The sequence below is a fragment of the Bradyrhizobium centrolobii genome (assembly GCF_001641635.1).
GTDB lineage: Bacteria > Pseudomonadota > Alphaproteobacteria > Rhizobiales > Xanthobacteraceae > Bradyrhizobium > Bradyrhizobium centrolobii.
In genome coordinates this window covers 30,998-47,543 of sequence record NZ_LUUB01000034.1, presented here as the reverse complement: position 1 = coordinate 47,543, position 16,546 = coordinate 30,998, and the positions used below count along the sequence as shown (strand labels likewise).

Sequence of the window (16,546 nt, the reverse complement as noted above, 5' to 3'; positions counted from 1 at the left end):
CTGCGCAGAAGTGTAGGGTTGTGGTTCTCACTAGGAGGTAATCATGCGGATTGTTGTTGCGGTCCTGTTGATGTGGGCATCGTCGGCCCATGCTCAGAATTGCCAGTCGTCGGCTGGGCAGGCTTCTTGTGGGTCGGATGGTTTGGGCACGCGCAACGGCAGCATCACCTATTGGAGCAATGGAGACATATCGCGGCGGTTCGGCAGTACGACCTATAACAGCGACGGAACGAGCTTCCAGACCTACGGCAATAGCACGTATTTTAGCAACGGGATGACGGCGCAGACCTACGGAAACACGACCCTTTTCAGCAATGGTCGCTCCTGCCAGCGTTACGGAAATGAGCTATTCTGCAACTAGTCCGTCCGGGTTTGGTCTGAGGGATTGAGCATGGCCGCAGGGCGCGTACTCACAGTGTGTCGCGCGTCGGGAGAGCGCAAACTGCCCCTCGAGTTGCTGGCAAAGATCTTGCTGAATGCATCGAACGACGCCGGCATTTCGTGCCGAGATCTGTATCTTGAAAGCGGAAAAGGAGTCCTTGATTGACTCTGAAATGAGAAAGAGCCGTCTCGGACACAAATTGCATACGGTTGTCGGGATACCCTCGGATTTGATTCGAAATGTTCGTCTCATGGAGAGCGATATTGCGCGCGAGAATGAGCGCGACGGAAACAGTCGCCCCTCCGATAGCGACTACTTGTTGTCTGACAATATCCCCCGTCCGCGCCGCGAGACCTTGAAGGTGGCACCGAGCGCTTTGGAAGAGCGCTTTTGCCTGATCCGAAGGGAACACGAGGTCGAGGGCATATGAACGACGGCGCTTCCTGCTCCCATTTTCCTTATATCTATCGCTGGACCAACGAGGGCCGGCAGGGGCAGCGATGCCGCGTGCTCGCAGTCGGAACCATGTACGCCTGCCTTGTCGAATTTCCTGATGGTTTTAAGATGGTGAGTACGGTCAACGCCCTGAGAGAGGACACCGCTGTGGCGAGCAACACTGGTGTCATTCGCGATCGGGAGATCGGTGCCTCGTGGCGGTCGGGAGAGATCGGCAACCAATTGGACTGCCGAGACCACGACTAGGCTGAGGTTACCATCCGTTGAGGCTCCCCTGACGCTCGAGCAAGGGACCATCGCCTAGCCGCTATGCCAACTCCTTCGGTAAGCAGCTCCCTGTCAAACCTTTTTGGCTCAGGGGTACCGGCTTTCGGAAATCTTGCTTGTCGAGATCACTGGTTGGGTCGAGCTAATTAAATATTTACCATATTTCGGTAGATTAAATTATCATATTGCGAGGCGTCGATAATGGCCAGGCACTTCGTGCTTTTGCTGGCTATGGCCTTGTCTCTCTGCGGGTGTTCCAGGGAGACGAGAAGCTTCATGCCCCCCTCCATGAATCCGGCCTTGAAGTGGGACAGCCGCGGCCGCGTGCCGGCTAAGCTTTCCTCTCTGGGTAAAGATGGCAATCGCGCGAGCGCCAGCGTTCAAGCCACGCACAAGCCGCAGATGACGTCAGACGATGTGCGGATCGACGAAGATCTTTCCAAGTTTAAGCCTTACTCCAAAGAGTGGGTAGCTGCTCTGGAGGCAATAAATCGCGCGGCAGATGAAAGGCTGAACAAAAGGCTCATCATTTGCCTTGGTTGTCTACCTCCGGGGCGAGGCGATCGAGCGGAGTCTACTGGGTCGTCTGACCTGCCGAAGGGCTCCAGCCGAGTGGTTGCCGAGCCGGCCCTGTCCAGCAGCGGTGTCGTTCCCTGAGGCAGGCGGGGCCTGCATCTTCCTGAGCAATCTATGCTCGATAAATCAACGGTATTCCTGCAAACGTGACGAGTCCAACGAGCATGTACGGCGACGATAAGTCGCCGAAACGGAATCGCGTCTTGCGATACGCCTCTCGCTCTCCAGGGATCTGTTGAGCCAGGTTGAGATTGGGTTACAGTTACTCCTTGTCTGAGTGTGCACCTGCCTCGAGAGCTGCTGGCGCATGTTCGGACCGCGCGGAGCAATTTCTCATCGTAGGATGTGTACTCGTTCGGTCTTTCTGGAGATCCGGCTGACGACCTGGAAAGGCGCAACTGAATGCCTCTGTGCCGCCGCATCGCCTAATATGCATTACGTTGCTTCAGTACTTCGGAAAACGTTTTGACTAGGATTTGGGCGTCGAGCTTCAGGCTCCAGTTGTTGATATACCAAAGGTCCAGTCGAACCCTCTCAGCGATGTGGTCCACCGATGGAGTCGCGCCCCTGGCACCGTTACATTGAGCCCAACCGGTGATGCCCGGCTTCACGTGTTGGCGAACGGAATAGTCGCTTAACATTTTCTCAAACTGATCATCGTGGGCCAATGCGTGAGGGCGAGGCCCCACCAGGGACATGTCTCCCTTCAAGACATTGAACAATTGCGGTAACTCGTCGACGCTCATGGATCGCAGTATGCGTCCGATCTCCGTCACGCGTGGATCGTCCCGCGTGGCTTGCGCAACTGCCGGACCGTTCTCCTGAACGGTCATCGTTCGGAACTTGAGTATCGTAAAACGCTTCTTGTTGAAGCCTTTCCGATCCTGCCGAAAAATGATCGGGCCGGGGCTGTCCAATTTGATGGCGATAGCCGTAATGGCCATGATCGGCGAAAAGAAAAGCAGGGCCAAGGTCGCCAGGATGATATCGGCAGTGCGCTTGATCACGCATTGGGCCTCGGTGAGCGGAGCGCTCTGGACAGGAATGGCCAGGGTACGAAGGCACTCGGACGAAGCGTTGCGCGTTAGCGAGCGAATATTGGCGTCGGGCAGAAGCCAGGCGCCCGTTGGAAGAGCTCTCAAATGACTGCGGACGAAATCGAGACGCCCGGTGTCCGTCCATGGCAAAGCAAGCAGAACTTCCCGACAATCTTGACGTCTGGCGAAGTCGCTGGCCGAACTCAGAACGCTTTCGTCCGCCAGTGCGGCAACCGGGCTGTCAGCATCGCTCAGCAGAAAGATCTTGACATCTCCTGTGCCGAACTGCGTCAGCAGCCGTTGCCTTCTCAAGGCGGCAACCTCACCCGACAAGCCTATCAGTACGATAGGACGCCATCCGACGATCCTGTGAGATACTGCTGCGGCCAGGGACGCTTTCGAGAGGCTGCGTGCCGCGAACAAAAGCAATGGCGCGAGGAGGCCAAAGGCGATGAGGGCGCCGCGAGAGTAACTCGGACCAATCTTGAGCAGGAATGCAAGAAGCGCCAACAACAGTGCCGTCACGAACCAGCAAGACATGATTGCGCTGGTCTCAAGGCGCGGTTCCATCGCGTCCGGAAATCTGTAGTGACCTCTGCCGCCCATTCGGAGAACGTAGAGCAGTCCTGCAAGGATCCCGATTGCGCAATAGGGAAGCAGGTTCGGCGTGTCGTGGCGGACCAGCAATTGATAGCCGCCGCCCGCAACTGCGCTCGAAATGAGTATGACCGCCAGATCGACCGTCGACAGTAGATACGGAATTACGCTCTCCGAAATGCGAAGGGGTATTCCGAAGGACCCGCGCCCGAGCCGATTAATCTCGCTACGAATATCCGAACCGTCCGTCAAATCAGCACCGAACTAATTGAGCGCACAAGGTAATTTAATGCATATACGTGAATTTACTGAAAATTAACTAAGTGACTATAGCCAAAAATCGACGGCGCGCAAACATTAAATAATTAAACCGAGGCTCGCCCTTCGAGACGGCCGAACGGCGTCAGGTCATCAAAGGCGACTTAGGCGCCTTTCGACGGGCCTGGCGGCTGCGCCGCCGTGATCGTTCGTCTATGGCAAATTTGAAGCGCCAAGCCTGTTGGGTGGATCTGCGGCCACGGCCTCGGTCATTGGCGGCATCGCGCGATCATTCGATGCCCAACTTAACGCAATCGCCTAGGCGGGATATACTTCGGCGCATTAACTTTCAGGACGTTGCTGGAGGTGGCCGGCTTGTTGAAGAACGTGTTCTGTCTGCTTTTCATCGCTGCCATTCCAGTGGCGGGTCGTGCGCAAGCGCTTGAGGCGCGACCTCTGTCGAGTGAGGCGGCGTCGCCGATCCCGGATACATCAAAGCGATGCCGGGCGGTCATTCGCGGAGAGAGGCATGTGACCTACAGGCTTCCGCCAAGCAGCGAGCCGCCGGGTGAGGGCATCTCTTTTGCTACGAACTGGAGCGAGCTTCGATGGGGAGGTTGGTACGGTCAACAAGCTGTGGACGATTGCCGGATACGGGTGGATGGGTTTCAGACCTGGCATGGCAAGGCCGCGGTCCGCATTGAAGTGCAGCCTAACGATGACCCGCTGGCGCTACATGCTAACAGCGAGCGCGCCGAGATGTTTTCGATGCAAGACAGCGGCGGGACAGAGATCAGGGAGGGGTCCGCGAGTGGACTTCAATACTATGCGACGAGCTACTATTTCCCAACCACCTGGGAGGGCCAACAACTCCCGTGGTCGGCATTCGCCCCTGCCGATTGCTCGGCCGACGACGGAAACGCCTGCAACAGCTGGGCCTTTGTTTGGCAATTCTACGGGTGGGGAGGATTGGTCGCTGCTCAGCGGGTCATCGGCGGGCCGCAGCGATATATGTTTAACCAAATTGAGTTTTCGGATGGTGGGCTCCTGAGATTGGGTAAATGGACGGATTTCGTATTCAGAGTAGATTGGCGAAAGGGCGCCTTCGCCATCTGGCGACGTGACGAAGGTGAGAGGCAGTTTAGATTGGCGCTTGAGGGGACTTCTCCGGTCCCGCCCGGCCGACGCGTATACGTCAAGCAGGGACTCTATCGCGGCGGAAGGGTTGGCGAACGGACGGATGTCCTCTGGATTGGTCCGACAGTTCGAGGCGCAACTTTCTCCGCAGTCGAACGGCAGGCGTTCGGCACCAACGACGGTCGCCTCGATGGTCGCGATTAGACCCACTTGTGCGACTTGAGCATCGTCGCGATGACAATCAGAATCGTTTAGGATTTCGCTGGGCGGCAGCGCGTTTCGTTGGATTCAAATTGAATCTCTTGCTAGAGTATTATTTTGGCCCGGCTTCAGGGGATATAGGGCGAAAATGATTAAGATCAGCATTATTATTAAGACCCTTAACGAGGCGGCTAACATCGCAAAAGCCATCGAGAGCGCGCTCGCTGCGGTCGCGGATTACGACGGCGAAGTCATTATTGCCGACAGCGCTTCGACGGACGGGACGGTCGCGATTGCAAAGCAGTTCCCAACGTCAGTGGTCGTGCTGGAAGATGTCTTGGAGAGACGATGCGGCGTCGGGCCCCAGCTAGGTTACCAATACTGCAGGGGCGAATATATCTACATCCTCGACGGAGACATGGAGCTCGATGCCGCGTTCATACGCAAGGCAATCGAGATCCTGGATCATCAAAATGAGGTCGCCGGCGTTGGTGGATACATCCATGAGATGCGAACTGACAATCTGGAGCTCAAGGGGCGGATCAAGCGCTTCCAGCGGGCGCGCAAGAAGGACTCGCGCGACGTTGACTGCCTCAACGGAGGCGGTCTCTATCGGCGCACCGCGATCTCGCAGGTCGGGTACCTTTCTGACCGAAATCTTCATGCGTTCGAGGAGTACGATCTTGGAGCACGCCTTCGGTCGAGGGGCTGGCGGCTCGTGCTGCTCGAGGACAAGGCCGTGGACCACTATAGCTATGCCATGGGAACGTGGCGGCTGCTTTGGCATCGCATCTTCAGTGGCCGTTTTTTAAGCTCCGGTGAGCTCTTTCGCGCAGCAATGGCTGGCCGATATGTCGGACGCGTGCTGCGGGAGGTGCGAATTGTTCCACTCTCGATAGGTGTATGGGCCTACTGGGCCTGCTCCATCTTGGCGGCTCAACTGACTTTGCCAACATTGACGCTGTTGACCGCCGCGGGGATGCCGATCGCCGTAATGGCCATCCGGACAAAGTCATTAAATCTGGGGCTCTTCAGTGTCCTGACCTGGTATCTTTCAGCCGGTGGATTTGCTGTCGGCGTCCTCAGGAGACGTTGCCCTCCAGAGGCATCAATTCGGAGCAGGGTCGTTCATTCAGCTGCTCATGCCGTCGCTCGTCCCGAAGCCACCCCCGAAAGCCTGTGGGCCGGTTAGACTGGGTGCGCGGCGGCCTGGTCGAATGGGCTGGCCTCACAAGGATTGCCTTCCCAAAAGGCTGCCGCTGCGGCCGACAGTGCTAGCGCGCATTGCTGTCCCCTCGAGATCTGGATTTCCCCCCGGGGGGTGCGCAAAGTTCGAGGGTAGGGTGATTCGATCGGACTGAACGCCCGAATGGTCGGAAGGGCGACACTAGGGGACCATTTACCCAAATGGGTTAAAAATCAATGCGGAGCGCCTTAACAGCGGGCTTCGCCCGCTGGAACGCGATCTCGATCAGGGCTCTTTACGCCCTTCTCGGTTTTGCTGTGCTTTTCAGGAAACACTCGTTTGAAAATATTAAATTGTCGGCCTCTAGCTCATCCTACTCCGGAGCTCCGACGTGTTAGAGCGGAGCTGGGACGGGGGTAAGGGCATGCATTTCCGGCTAGTATTTGTGACGGCGCTGATTTCCGCGTTAGTAGGCGGATGTGGGATCATGCCGGTTGCCGGTCCACAAAGCTGGGACATCACATCTGGTCAGAGTGACTTTCCGTACGCTCTTGTTCGGCTGCGGCCAGAGACGCTCAACGTCCTTGCAGCGCACGCCCCAAGGATCGCGGGCAGAATTGCCGATGGGCGCGGGCCCCAGCGAGTTGTGGTGGAGATCGGTGACATCCTGGGCGTGACCGTGTATGAAACGGGCGCGGGCCTCTTTGTGCAGAACGATCTGGGGGTGCGTCCGGGCAATTTCTTCACCGTCCCTCCGCAGTCGGTAGGTCCGGATGGCAACATAACGGTACCGTCGGCGGGGCCGATACCTGCCAAGGGGCGGACGACGGCGGAGATAGAACGCGAGATCGTCGCAGCCCTGAAAAAGCGGTCGCTTGAGCCCAATGCTGTCGTAACCTTGCTGGAGCAGCGTTCATCCGCCTTTACCGTGTTGGGAGACGTCCGTTCAGCGGGACGGTATGCGGCAAATGCCGGCGGAGAGCACCTCCTGGAGGCGATCGGACGCGCCGGCGGCCTCTTGGGGGCGGGCAACGAATCCTGGATCGTCCTTGAGCGAAACGGGAAGAAGGCAGTTGCCCCGTTCGGCGCTCTCATCGACGAGCCCGCAAATAACATTTATGTCCGTCCGCGAGACATGATTTATGTTTACCGCGAACCCCAGACCTTCCTCGCCTTCGGAGCATCGGGGCGCCAGGGACAGTTTCCGTTCGAAGCGTGGCGCGTTTCAATGTCTGAGGCGATCGCAAAGGCGACCGGCTTGAGTGACCTGTCGGCAGACCCAGCTTGCGTGTTCCTCTACCGCGGCGAAACGCGTGAGGTCGCGGCGCAGCTTGGAGTCGACATTTCGCGCTTCGACGGACCTGTTATCCCGATCATCTACCAGGCAGACCTGCGCGACGCCGGCGGCTACTTCCTCACCTCGAGGTTCGAAATGCGCAACAAGGACGTGATTTACGTTTCGAACGCCGCAGCCGTCGAATCGACTAAATTCCTGAACTTTGTCCGAACAATCGTGGCAACGGCTCAGGACCCGGTCACACTCGCAAACTCGGTGAAAGCGCTTGGTACGGGCTCGAGCACCACTATCGTGACGCAGCCTATAAGCGTTGGAAACTGAGCTGCGGCACTCCCGCCGCTAGATCTGGCGATCCCGGTCGTTCGACCGTTCGGAAGTGAGCGGGTCTTGCGATTTGACCTACCATGCCCGTTGGGGTGGGCTCACGAGTGATTGCGTGGTCGCCGGTCGATGTAGTGACCACGCCCTCGTCCGGCCGCGAGCTGTGCGAGCGTCGGTGCTCGGTTCGTTAGGCTGGTTCTATTTGACAGGCAACGGCGTCGCTACCCTTGAGGCAAGCTCGGACGTTCCAACTTCCATGTTAGCGAATTGAATGGCAAACGGCGTGGCGATCGGGCCATAGCCACGATAGATTCCATATTTCCAATAAGCCTGATTACCGGCCGCGCCAATCATTCCTGAGAAGTCGACAGCCTTCTTGCCATCCAGCCAGATTTCGAGTTTCCCATTGGGAACACCCTCGCGCAGATGAAATACAACGTGGTGCCACTCGTTGCGGCTTAGCATCTCGTTGTAGCGAATGCTTGTTTGCGGCCCTGAGGGCGATCCCATAGCCTCGCTGTAGACGATCAAACGACCAAGTTTGAAGTGTATGTGAAAAGGCCTGATCTTGGATCCGTGCATCTGACTGATGGCCGTCCAGTCGGACTGATACTCGGCGCCTGGCTCAATGAGAAAGGAGTAAGCGCCCCAAACGTCCGAGCCGTATTCAAAACGACGCTTGTAACCATCCAGCTCGGAACGCTCCTTGTTTTCGCCCGAGGCGCGGTCTTCGCTCCAAATATCTCCTGCGCGTACCTCGAAGCGCATTATGTCGATCGCACCGGCAGCTGCCCGGCGGATGCTCCAGTCAGTACCGGAGGATTCGGGTACGTACGGAGTGCTCCGAATGGTGATGGGCGCCCTCGAGTTCGCGACGGCTGTCCAATTCGCCAAGTTCGCGTCCTGCGCTCTGGATGAACAATTCACGGGCAGCACTATCGCAAAGAATGTCGTCGCCGCCGCGGCGACGATGTTATATGCGCTCGGCATGGTTTGGCCTCTCCTTCAAAGGGGCACGAATTCGGAAGCAGACCTCCTCATTTGGGGCTCACCAACGGAAATGTCGGTCAATCCCAGATGATGAAGATCGAACAGATGCACGGGCCCCGAGATCATGGGAGCGGCGACTGCGGCCGAATAATCGTCGTCAGACAAATCGGCCATCTGGAACGTTGACGCATCGGAGCGGCGATCGGGTCGCCATTGAACACTCCACCTTTCAAGGTCGTCCATCGGCACTTTGAACTCGTCGAGCTTCGCAAGGAGGCCTACTCCAACCGCCTTCAATAGCGCCTCCTTTCGCGTCCAGCATCGAAGAAAGGAGCGAATCCTACTTTCCCGCTCTAGCGCCATGATGGCCTCAACCTCGCGCTTACTCAGGACGCCTTCAGCCAATGTGCTAACGTCGGGGTTGCTGAAGCTGGCGATGTCTTCAACATCGATTCCGACGGTCTGGCCGACAGTGACTGCAAGCAACGCTACGGAGTGGCTATGGGTCAGGTTGAACTGCAGGCCGCGTGGCGAGATCGTTTCGTCCAATTGCGGCTTGCCGTGCTGGCCCACTATGATGGGTACCTTGCGGGGATTCCGCTCTAGATATTCGCCTAACATCCGTCGAAGCAAAAGCCTGCTCTGACAAAATCGCTCTCGGTCCCGTGCGAAGCGAAACGATTCAGCGCGCGCCCGCTCCTCGACCGTCATGACGTGCCAGCCCAGTTTGGCTAGTTCGGTGGAGGAAAAACGCAGTCGCCACACATGAATTTCGCCATGTGTCGGTCGAGCCGACAAACCAACCCGCCATTGCGCGTTGGGAAGTTGCAACGCATCGGCCTCTGCTATCGAAAGGCCCGTATCGTTCGCCAGTTCGTGCAAGTGCAATGCCGCTCCTTCTGCCGGACTCAAACCGCGTCGTGTGCACGCGCGGCCAAAACGCAAAACATTTTCAGAGTTCAAACCCCTGGAGCTTTCTTGCATCGGAGCCTACTTGTCGGCGATGCAGGGTTGATCTGCGGCATTGTCGGCAATCCATCTGCCCACGTCGATGAATTCCACCGATTCATGTGATCTGAGAAAGTCCAACATTCCATCGAGGGCGTGCCAGACCGGTTCATCGTGCTCCAGATGATGTGTCAGCAATCCAATGGGAGCATCAGGCTGCACAAGGCCCAGTCTTCTGCCGCGCAACTGCTGGACAAGGAGGTCAGAGACGACATTGGTTCTTTGGGCCGTCCTTGCTTTCCAGTCTATGACATCCAGGTGAACGTCGATCCGAAGGCCATCCTTGAACTCAGGCATCCTAACTATTCCGCGCCACTGCATCCGAGAATTCAGCTGCAAGAGTTTGCGCTCGAGATAGCTCGGCATCAGGGAAACCCCTGCAAATCCGACGCGTGGCAAGGTTTTGATTAGCGCAGGTGTGATGCGATTAAAGGGCGGAACAAATATCGGCTGCGACGAGCTAAAGCATTCCTTGAACGAGTGCAGCGCAAATTCTGTGTCCGCAATCATATTGGAGATCGGTCGGTCGGGTCCAAACTCTGCTGGTTTTTTTCCCAGGTTGTAGTTGACGTGCTTCCACCCGTGGCACATCGGATAGAATTGATGAACATTCTCGGCAAGAAACTCTTGTAAGCCTGGAGTGATCTTTCCTGGGATAATCGCCAGCCCGATCCTGGTATCGAATCGAACGGAAACATCGCGAAGGCGCTCTAGGCTTGGCGATGGTTCAAAGGCATCGTCATCCCGAATCCAGAATCGAGCCTTTAGCTTGGAAGCCGCCCAGACATCCAATTCTTGGCGTGCGTCGTCCCATAGACCTATCACTTGCAGTCTCGCACTGAGCAGTCTCGCACTGTCACCAACCAGCTCCGTCAAGGGGGGCCTGGAAACGAAATAAGGCGCCGCACGCCATGCATGCCGCTCAGCGCTTCGCCATATAAAGAAGTCTCGGAGGAGCGAGCGAGACCATAAGGGGCGGGCGCTTTGTCTTGCTTGGCTTCTGAAACCACACTTTACGCGTTCTCGGCACGAGCATACGTCGCACTCTCCTCGCCGACCCGTCGTCCAGTGGCACGGTAGGCTGCGCGTGTCGCCGCGCGAGCGGCACGCGCGCCCAAATACAGCGCCCGATCAAGAATGCTCGCGCCTTGCGAAGACGGGATGTTGATGCCGATCTCCGCCAGGCGGCCTCGAACTTTGTGGGTCAAGCTGTCACGCCGGGTGCTGTCAGTATAATAGGTAAAACTAACCGTAATGGAGGGGGCGTCCTCGACCTCGACCAGATGTGGACTGGTGGACGGCATATAGGCTCCCTGTCCGGGGCTGAGCTTGAAGCAATGAGCCAACTCGCGGAACTCTTCTCGCCAAGCAATCAATCCGCGATCATGTCGGGAATGAAAACGGTCGCGAGCCCGCTCGCTGACGACTCGCAAATCGTCCGGCTCCCAAACATAGATCGTTTTTTGCCCTTTGATCTGCAGTATGAAGTTGTGCTCCTTGTCGATATGGAAGGGCGTGACCGTCTTCGGCGAACTAACGAAGATCCAGCCGCCGCGATATCCCATGCCGGGGTCCTTGAGTTCGACATTTGAGCGGATGCTGTCCAGCACCTCGTCAACTAGTTCGCGATAGACGGGGTCAGTCTGGACGTTGAGCAAGGACATCCAGGCCTTGGCAGCCTCGATATGCTCCATTGTGTGGATCAGATTGTTCTTTACCGGATGCAGATCGGGCGCATTGGCAAATGACGTTCCGGCCTCGGCTGCATTGGTATGGGCCCTGATCCGCCCCTTGCTATCGAGACGCTTGGCGAGTTCGACCAAACTCTCGATGCGAAATCGCGGATCGTCCGATAGGCGATGCGTGACCGGCGTCACCGCCCACGGGTTGAATTTGTTCCAGTCCAGATCAATGAGGGGGGTGGGATTCGAGGGCATGACGACCACTCCGCATCTTTTGTGCATTCATAAAATATGGCAGCCTTAATAAAGCAAAAGCGGTTAAATGGTATCAGAAAATAATTACTTCTTCTATTGAGTTTAATGGCTATCTTTCCGTCTGCGGCGTACGATATAGTTTGATCTTTACGAGCGGGGCGTCGGCTGATTAACCGTTGCCCAAATTGATCGTTTGCCCTCTGTCGGATTTGCCTTGCTTCGTTTCGGGCTAAAGGCGCAAGTTTATTCGCCGCAACGAGGTATTTTAAATGGTTTTTGTTCGGCCGCTCAGGGTGTTGATTGCGACCCCTTTTGGGGAGCATCAAAGAGGGGGCATAGACCGATTAACAGATTTGATCGTAGCGAAGATCAGCGGAAGCCATTCAGCGCGCGTCCAGATTTCCAGACTGGTCACGCGCGGCCCCGGTCTGCGGATATTTGCGCCGTTCGTTTTCGGCTGGGCTTTGGCTCGATTTTGGATCGCCAAACAACGAGGCGATGTCGATCTCTTGCATATCAATGTTGCTGCCGACGGAAGCGCGATCCGAAAGGCGTTCCTGGCGCGCTTTGCGCGGAGCTTGGGGATCCCCTACGTTGTCCACCTTCATGGATCGCGGTTTCAGGAATTCTGGCCGGCTGCAAGCCCTCGCGTTCGTACGTGGGTTGATCGGCTCTTCGCGGAAAGCTCGGCTGTAATCGTACTTGGAAACGTGTGGTCGGAATTGGTTCGGGCGCACGTACCTCAAGTCGAAAGCAGGGTCGTCATCCTTCCAAATGCGACAGCGCCAGCCCATTTCAAGCGCGAACCGGCGCCGAATGGGCCTGTTAGGATTTCGTTTCTTGGTGAGCTCGGGAAGCGCAAGGGCACGCCCCAGCTCGTTGAAGCGCTGGGGCGGCTGGATGACGGCCTGGACTGGACGGCTACGATCGCCGGAAATGGTCAAATTCAGGAGACCAAATCCCGTGCGGAACAGCTGGGCATTGGAGACCGCGTGAAAGTGCCCGGCTGGCTGGACTCCCAGGCGACGAACGAGGTCTTGCGAGGTTCCGACATATTCGTCCTTCCCTCCTTTGCCGAAAACCTCCCGATGTCAATTCTGGAGGCTTTTGCCTACGGTCTTGCCGTCGTTGCCACGCCAGTCGGGGCTGTCGCTGACGTCATCAATGACGGCTCGAACGGCCTGCTTGTGCCGGTGGGGAACGTGGACGCTCTCGCGTCCGCCCTTCGCAGGCTGATTGTGGATGGGCAGTTCCGTGACTCGCTTGGTGCGGCGGCCAAGGTCGAGCATGCGTCGAAGTATGAAATCGGGGTCTATGTCTTCCGATTAATCGAAATCTGGCGAAATTCGGTCGTTCTCCGGCATGGGTAAGGGTCCCTTGCCTATCTGTACATCGAGTTTGTCAGGGGAGCCGGCGGTCCAAGGCAGTAATAACTCAGTCGTCGTACCATTAAAAAGGTTCACGTATTAAACATGTTGCATTAATTGTGTGGCATGGCGTACTTTGGGTGAGATAATTGCGCGATCGGTGTATTTATTTTTCAGTGATTTGAAAACATGAGAGTCAGCGTTTTTGGGTTGGGGTACGTTGGAGCCGTTACGTCCGGATGTTTCAGCTCATTCGGTCATTCCGTCGTTGGAGTAGACCCCGCGGAAGCCAAAGTCGCCCTAATAAATCAGGGCAAGGCGCCCGTTATTGAGAAGGGGCTTGGCGAAACGATTTCCGATGCAGTCGCCAAAGGTCGACTTAGAGCGACCCGTGATGCGCGGGATGCCGTTCTCGCCACTGACCTGTCGCTCATATGCGTCGGAACGCCGAGCAAACGAAACGGCGATCTGGACACTTCCGCGCTCAAACTGGTTTGTGCAGAGATCGGCAGTGCGCTCGTCGATAAACAGTCTCGCCACTCGGTCATCGTTCGATCTACCGTACTGCCCGGCACCATCCGAAATGTCATCATCCCGGAGCTAGAGAAGGCAAGCGGGAAGAAGGCCGGTGTCGATTTCGGTGTCGGCTCGAATCCCGAATTCCTGCGCGAGGGAACTGCGCTCGAGGATTTCTTTGCACCGCCTAAGACGGTGATCGGCGTCGAAGACGACCGAACCGCCAGTGAGCTTGAAGCGCTATACGGCGCGATAAAGGCACCGCTCATCCGGACGTCGATCGAAGTCGCCGAGATGATCAAATACTCCGACAATGTTTGGCACGCGGTGAAAGTCGCATTCGCCAACGAGATCGGTGTTTTCTGCAAGAGCCTGTCCATTGACAGTCACGAGGTCATGGACGTCTTCTGCAAGGACACCAAGCTCAACTTGTCCAGCTATTACCTCAAGCCCGGCTTCTCGTTTGGAGGGTCGTGCTTGCCCAAGGACGTTCGGGCACTGGTTCACAAGGCCCGATCGCTGGACCTGGATCTTCCGCTGTTGGGGTCAGTACTGCCGTCCAATGAGCGCCAAACAAGCCGCGGCTTTGAGATGATCGCGCAGTTGGGGAAACGGCCCGTGAGCATTCTCGGCATGAGCTTTAAGGCCGGAACGGATGATCTCCGTGAAAGCCCCGTACTCGAAATAGTCGAGCGACTGATCGGAAAGGGCTACGACGTTCGAATTTTCGATCGCAATATCAGCCTGTCCAAACTCGTAGGCGCGAACAAGGATTTTCTGTTGCGTATGATTCCTCACGTGTCGTCCTTACTCGTCGAGTCTTTGGACGACGCTCTCTCTCACGGCGAAATCATCGTCGTTGGAAATGGGGATGCTGAATTTCGGACGATCGGTGATCGCGTGCGGCCGGATCAATTTGTGGTCGATCTGGTCCGCATCAAGGATCATTCTCGATTGAAGGGAAATTACAATGGTATTAGCTGGTAATCCCTCGAGGCCAAAACGGATACTGATAATCGTCGAGAATCTTCCAGTGCCGTTCGATCGGCGCGTCTGGAACGAAGCCACAACTCTGACCAAGGCCGGCTACGAAGTCAGCGTGATCTGCCCAGTGGGACACGGTGCGTCTGCTCGCCGCGAAGTCATCGACGGCATTCACATCTATCGACATCCTATTGTTGAAGCGCGCAGTGTCTACTTCTACTTTGTGGAGTATGGGGTTGCACTGTTCTGGGAATTTCTGCTGGCTTGGCGCGTGCTCTTTGAACGAGGATTCGACGCCATTCACGCATGCAACCCGCCAGATCTAATCTTCCTGGTCGGCGGGTTCTTCAAATTGCTTTTTGGAAAGAAGTTTGTCTTCGACCATCACGATATCAACCCGGAGTTGTTCGAAGCAAAGTTCGGCAAACGTAATCTGCTCTATCGAGTCGTCGTGGCCCTCGAACGTCTCACGTTCGCGATTTCCGACATTTCGATAGCGACCAATCACTCCTACCGCTCGATCGCCATTGAGCGTGGTAGGATGGATCCCGCTCGCGTTTTCGTCGTGCGTTCCGGCCCCAATCTGGAGCGGCTCCAGATCGTTCCTCCGGATCCATCCGTTCGGAAGGGGCGTGCATATTGCGTCGGCTACGTCGGAGTTATCGGCGCGCAGGAGGGGATCAATTACTTGCTTGAAGCGGTCCGGCACATCGTCCGTGATCTCGATCGCCACGACATCCAATTCTGCATCGCGGGCGGCGGGCCCGAGCTCGATCGGCTCAAAGCACTCGCGATCGAACTGGGAATCGCCGACTACGTCACGTTCGCGGGCAGGGTTTCAGACGGCGAGTTGCTCAAGATACTTAACACGGCGGACGTCTGCGTGAATTCGGACGAATGCAATCCGATGAATGACAAGTCGACCATGAATAAAATCATGGAATATATGGCGCTTGCCAAGCCGATCGTTCAGTTTGACCTTACCGAAGGCCGGTTTACCGCGCTGGACGCCTCGCTCTACGCAAGGGCCAATGATTCGGTCGATTTCGCCGCCAAGATTCTTGACTTGCTGGGCGATGCACAGCGTCGCAAGCAACTCGGAGAGTTCGGCAGGGCCAGGGTCATCGACCAACTCGCCTGGCCGCATGAGGCCCCAAAGCTCCTTAACGCGTATGAAGCCTTGTTCGAAGGCAATCGTGCCGCGCAGGTGCAGTCGAGAGGGGTGGTTGCGAAAGGGCATAGTGCCGATTTCGTGACGGGCAACCTGGTGAGGCGACTCCTGAGCCCGCTGGCATCCAGGAAATGAGCCAGGCGATGCGCTCGTTTTGGACCAAGGTCAAAGCTGACGCTTACCGGGTTAAAGGCAAGACGCTATCGATCGGCTCGGTATTGGCGCTTGCCGTCTTCAACCGCACTTTTCGGCCCGTCTTGACGCTGAGGCTCTGCCAATGGGGCGCGGAGCATTCTTCGTATTTGAGGCTAATAGCGAGAGCGCTACATCGCTACGCTTCGGCGAAGGCAGGGATCGATATGCCATCCGTCGTTCGCGCCGGTCCCGGTCTGGTGATCGTGCACGGTTGGGGGCTTGTTGTGAACCGAGAGGCCATCATCGGCTCGAACGTAACCCTGTTCAACGGTGTCGTCATTGGCCGCAAAGATAGGATCACAGAGAACGGTCGCCAGACGGAATACCCCGTTATCGGCGATGATGTTTGGATCGGACCGCAGGCCATCATTCTTGGCGGCGTCAAGATCGGAAGTGGCGCGATCGTCGGTGCGGGCAGTGTCGTTACCAGGGATGTCCCAGCACACAGCGTCGTCGCCGGAAATCCTGCAAAAGTTCTCAAGACCGACGTGCTTCCGGATGTGATGAATAGAGCGCCGATAAGCACCGAGAATTCAGGAGAAGAATACCTAATAAGGCGGGCTGAGGGTGGCAGCGTGCGCTCGACCGGCCTGGTCTTGCATGGATCCGAACCCCTCAAGTGAGGTTTTTATGCTCCGCGTGTCTGCAGACCACGTCGTACCG

At 56.8% G+C, this 16,546-nt stretch carries 16 protein-coding genes; 11 read left to right on the top strand and 5 right to left on the bottom strand.

All coding sequences use genetic code 11. The annotated features are described in order from the left end of the window. The first annotated feature begins 43 nt into the window (after window positions 1-43). The 4 genes from AYJ54_RS07080 (at window position 44) to AYJ54_RS07065 (ending at window position 1,762) form a co-directional block, all read left to right on the top strand. Window positions 44-361 carry a hypothetical protein gene (locus AYJ54_RS07080; protein ID WP_063697784.1) on the top strand — a complete coding sequence of 106 codons (318 nt, stop codon included), beginning with the start codon at window positions 44-46 and terminating at the stop codon, window positions 359-361. A 115-nt stretch (window positions 362-476) separates the two neighbouring features. Beyond that, window positions 477-812, top strand: a complete 336-nt coding sequence (locus AYJ54_RS07075; protein ID WP_063697781.1) for a hypothetical protein — start codon at window positions 477-479, stop codon at window positions 810-812. After that, a complete protein-coding gene (locus AYJ54_RS07070; protein WP_063697779.1) occupies window positions 809-1,084 on the top strand; it encodes a hypothetical protein in 276 nt (91 codons plus the stop codon). Before AYJ54_RS07075 ends, AYJ54_RS07070 begins: the two co-directional genes overlap by 4 nt. 297 nt (window positions 1,085-1,381) lie before the next feature. Then, on the top strand, window positions 1,382-1,762 hold the full coding sequence (locus AYJ54_RS07065; RefSeq protein ID WP_136623507.1) for a hypothetical protein: 381 nt from the start codon (window positions 1,382-1,384) through the stop codon (window positions 1,760-1,762). Between the two features lie 344 nt (window positions 1,763-2,106). Here the strand turns inward: AYJ54_RS07065 and AYJ54_RS07060 are convergent, their stop codons facing one another. Then, the gene (locus AYJ54_RS07060) at window positions 2,107-3,567 is read right to left on the bottom strand and encodes an undecaprenyl-phosphate glucose phosphotransferase (RefSeq protein WP_245328925.1); all 1,461 of its coding nucleotides are present in this window, start codon (window positions 3,565-3,567) and stop codon (window positions 2,107-2,109) included. Between the two features lie 381 nt (window positions 3,568-3,948). On the opposite strand from AYJ54_RS07060, the gene AYJ54_RS07055 reads away from it, so the two are divergent. The 3 genes from AYJ54_RS07055 (at window position 3,949) to AYJ54_RS07045 (ending at window position 7,715) form a co-directional block, all read left to right on the top strand. After that, window positions 3,949-4,914 carry a heparin lyase I family protein gene (locus tag AYJ54_RS07055; protein WP_161491816.1) on the top strand — a complete coding sequence of 322 codons (966 nt, stop codon included), beginning with the start codon at window positions 3,949-3,951 and terminating at the stop codon, window positions 4,912-4,914. A 145-nt stretch (window positions 4,915-5,059) separates the two neighbouring features. Next, window positions 5,060-6,103 (top strand): glycosyltransferase family 2 protein, encoded by a 1,044-nt coding sequence (locus AYJ54_RS07050; protein WP_082905525.1) that lies wholly within the window; start codon window positions 5,060-5,062, stop codon window positions 6,101-6,103. A 418-nt stretch (window positions 6,104-6,521) separates the two neighbouring features. Then, window positions 6,522-7,715 carry a polysaccharide biosynthesis/export family protein gene (locus AYJ54_RS07045; RefSeq protein ID WP_063697978.1) on the top strand — a complete coding sequence of 398 codons (1,194 nt, stop codon included), beginning with the start codon at window positions 6,522-6,524 and terminating at the stop codon, window positions 7,713-7,715. A 198-nt stretch (window positions 7,716-7,913) separates the two neighbouring features. Here the strand turns inward: AYJ54_RS07045 and AYJ54_RS07040 are convergent, their stop codons facing one another. The 4 genes from AYJ54_RS07040 to AYJ54_RS07025 form a co-directional block, all read right to left on the bottom strand. Continuing rightward, window positions 7,914-8,705: a heparin lyase I family protein gene (locus AYJ54_RS07040; protein ID WP_063697768.1), complete on the bottom strand. Its 792-nt coding sequence runs from the start codon at window positions 8,703-8,705 to the stop codon at window positions 7,914-7,916. Between the two features lie 15 nt (window positions 8,706-8,720). After that, window positions 8,721-9,587: a 4'-phosphopantetheinyl transferase family protein gene (locus AYJ54_RS46860; protein WP_161491815.1), complete on the bottom strand. Its 867-nt coding sequence runs from the start codon at window positions 9,585-9,587 to the stop codon at window positions 8,721-8,723. A gap of 108 nt (window positions 9,588-9,695) precedes the next feature. Next, window positions 9,696-10,589, bottom strand: a complete 894-nt coding sequence (locus AYJ54_RS07030) for a polysaccharide deacetylase family protein (RefSeq protein ID WP_063697763.1) — start codon at window positions 10,587-10,589, stop codon at window positions 9,696-9,698. Between the two features lie 137 nt (window positions 10,590-10,726). Beyond that, on the bottom strand, window positions 10,727-11,650 hold the full coding sequence (locus AYJ54_RS07025) for a cupin-like domain-containing protein (RefSeq protein WP_063697761.1): 924 nt from the start codon (window positions 11,648-11,650) through the stop codon (window positions 10,727-10,729). A 269-nt stretch (window positions 11,651-11,919) separates the two neighbouring features. Here AYJ54_RS07025 and AYJ54_RS07020 point away from each other — a divergent pair, with 269 nt between their 5' ends. The 4 genes from AYJ54_RS07020 to AYJ54_RS53435 all read left to right on the top strand — a co-directional run bounded on the left by AYJ54_RS07020 (window position 11,920) and on the right by AYJ54_RS53435 (window position 16,506). Then, complete coding sequence (locus AYJ54_RS07020) at window positions 11,920-13,020, top strand: glycosyltransferase family 4 protein (RefSeq protein ID WP_082905522.1); 1,101 nt, start codon at window positions 11,920-11,922, stop codon at window positions 13,018-13,020. A gap of 186 nt (window positions 13,021-13,206) precedes the next feature. After that, window positions 13,207-14,520: a nucleotide sugar dehydrogenase gene (locus AYJ54_RS07015; protein WP_063697758.1), complete on the top strand. Its 1,314-nt coding sequence runs from the start codon at window positions 13,207-13,209 to the stop codon at window positions 14,518-14,520. Between the two features lie 46 nt (window positions 14,521-14,566). Further along, complete coding sequence (locus tag AYJ54_RS07010) at window positions 14,567-15,823, top strand: glycosyltransferase family 4 protein (RefSeq protein ID WP_347337207.1); 1,257 nt, start codon at window positions 14,567-14,569, stop codon at window positions 15,821-15,823. After that, window positions 15,820-16,506: a serine O-acetyltransferase gene (locus AYJ54_RS53435; RefSeq protein ID WP_063697753.1), complete on the top strand. Its 687-nt coding sequence runs from the start codon at window positions 15,820-15,822 to the stop codon at window positions 16,504-16,506. The genes AYJ54_RS07010 and AYJ54_RS53435 overlap by 4 nt, the downstream gene beginning before the upstream one ends. The last annotated feature ends 40 nt before the right edge of the window (window positions 16,507-16,546 follow it).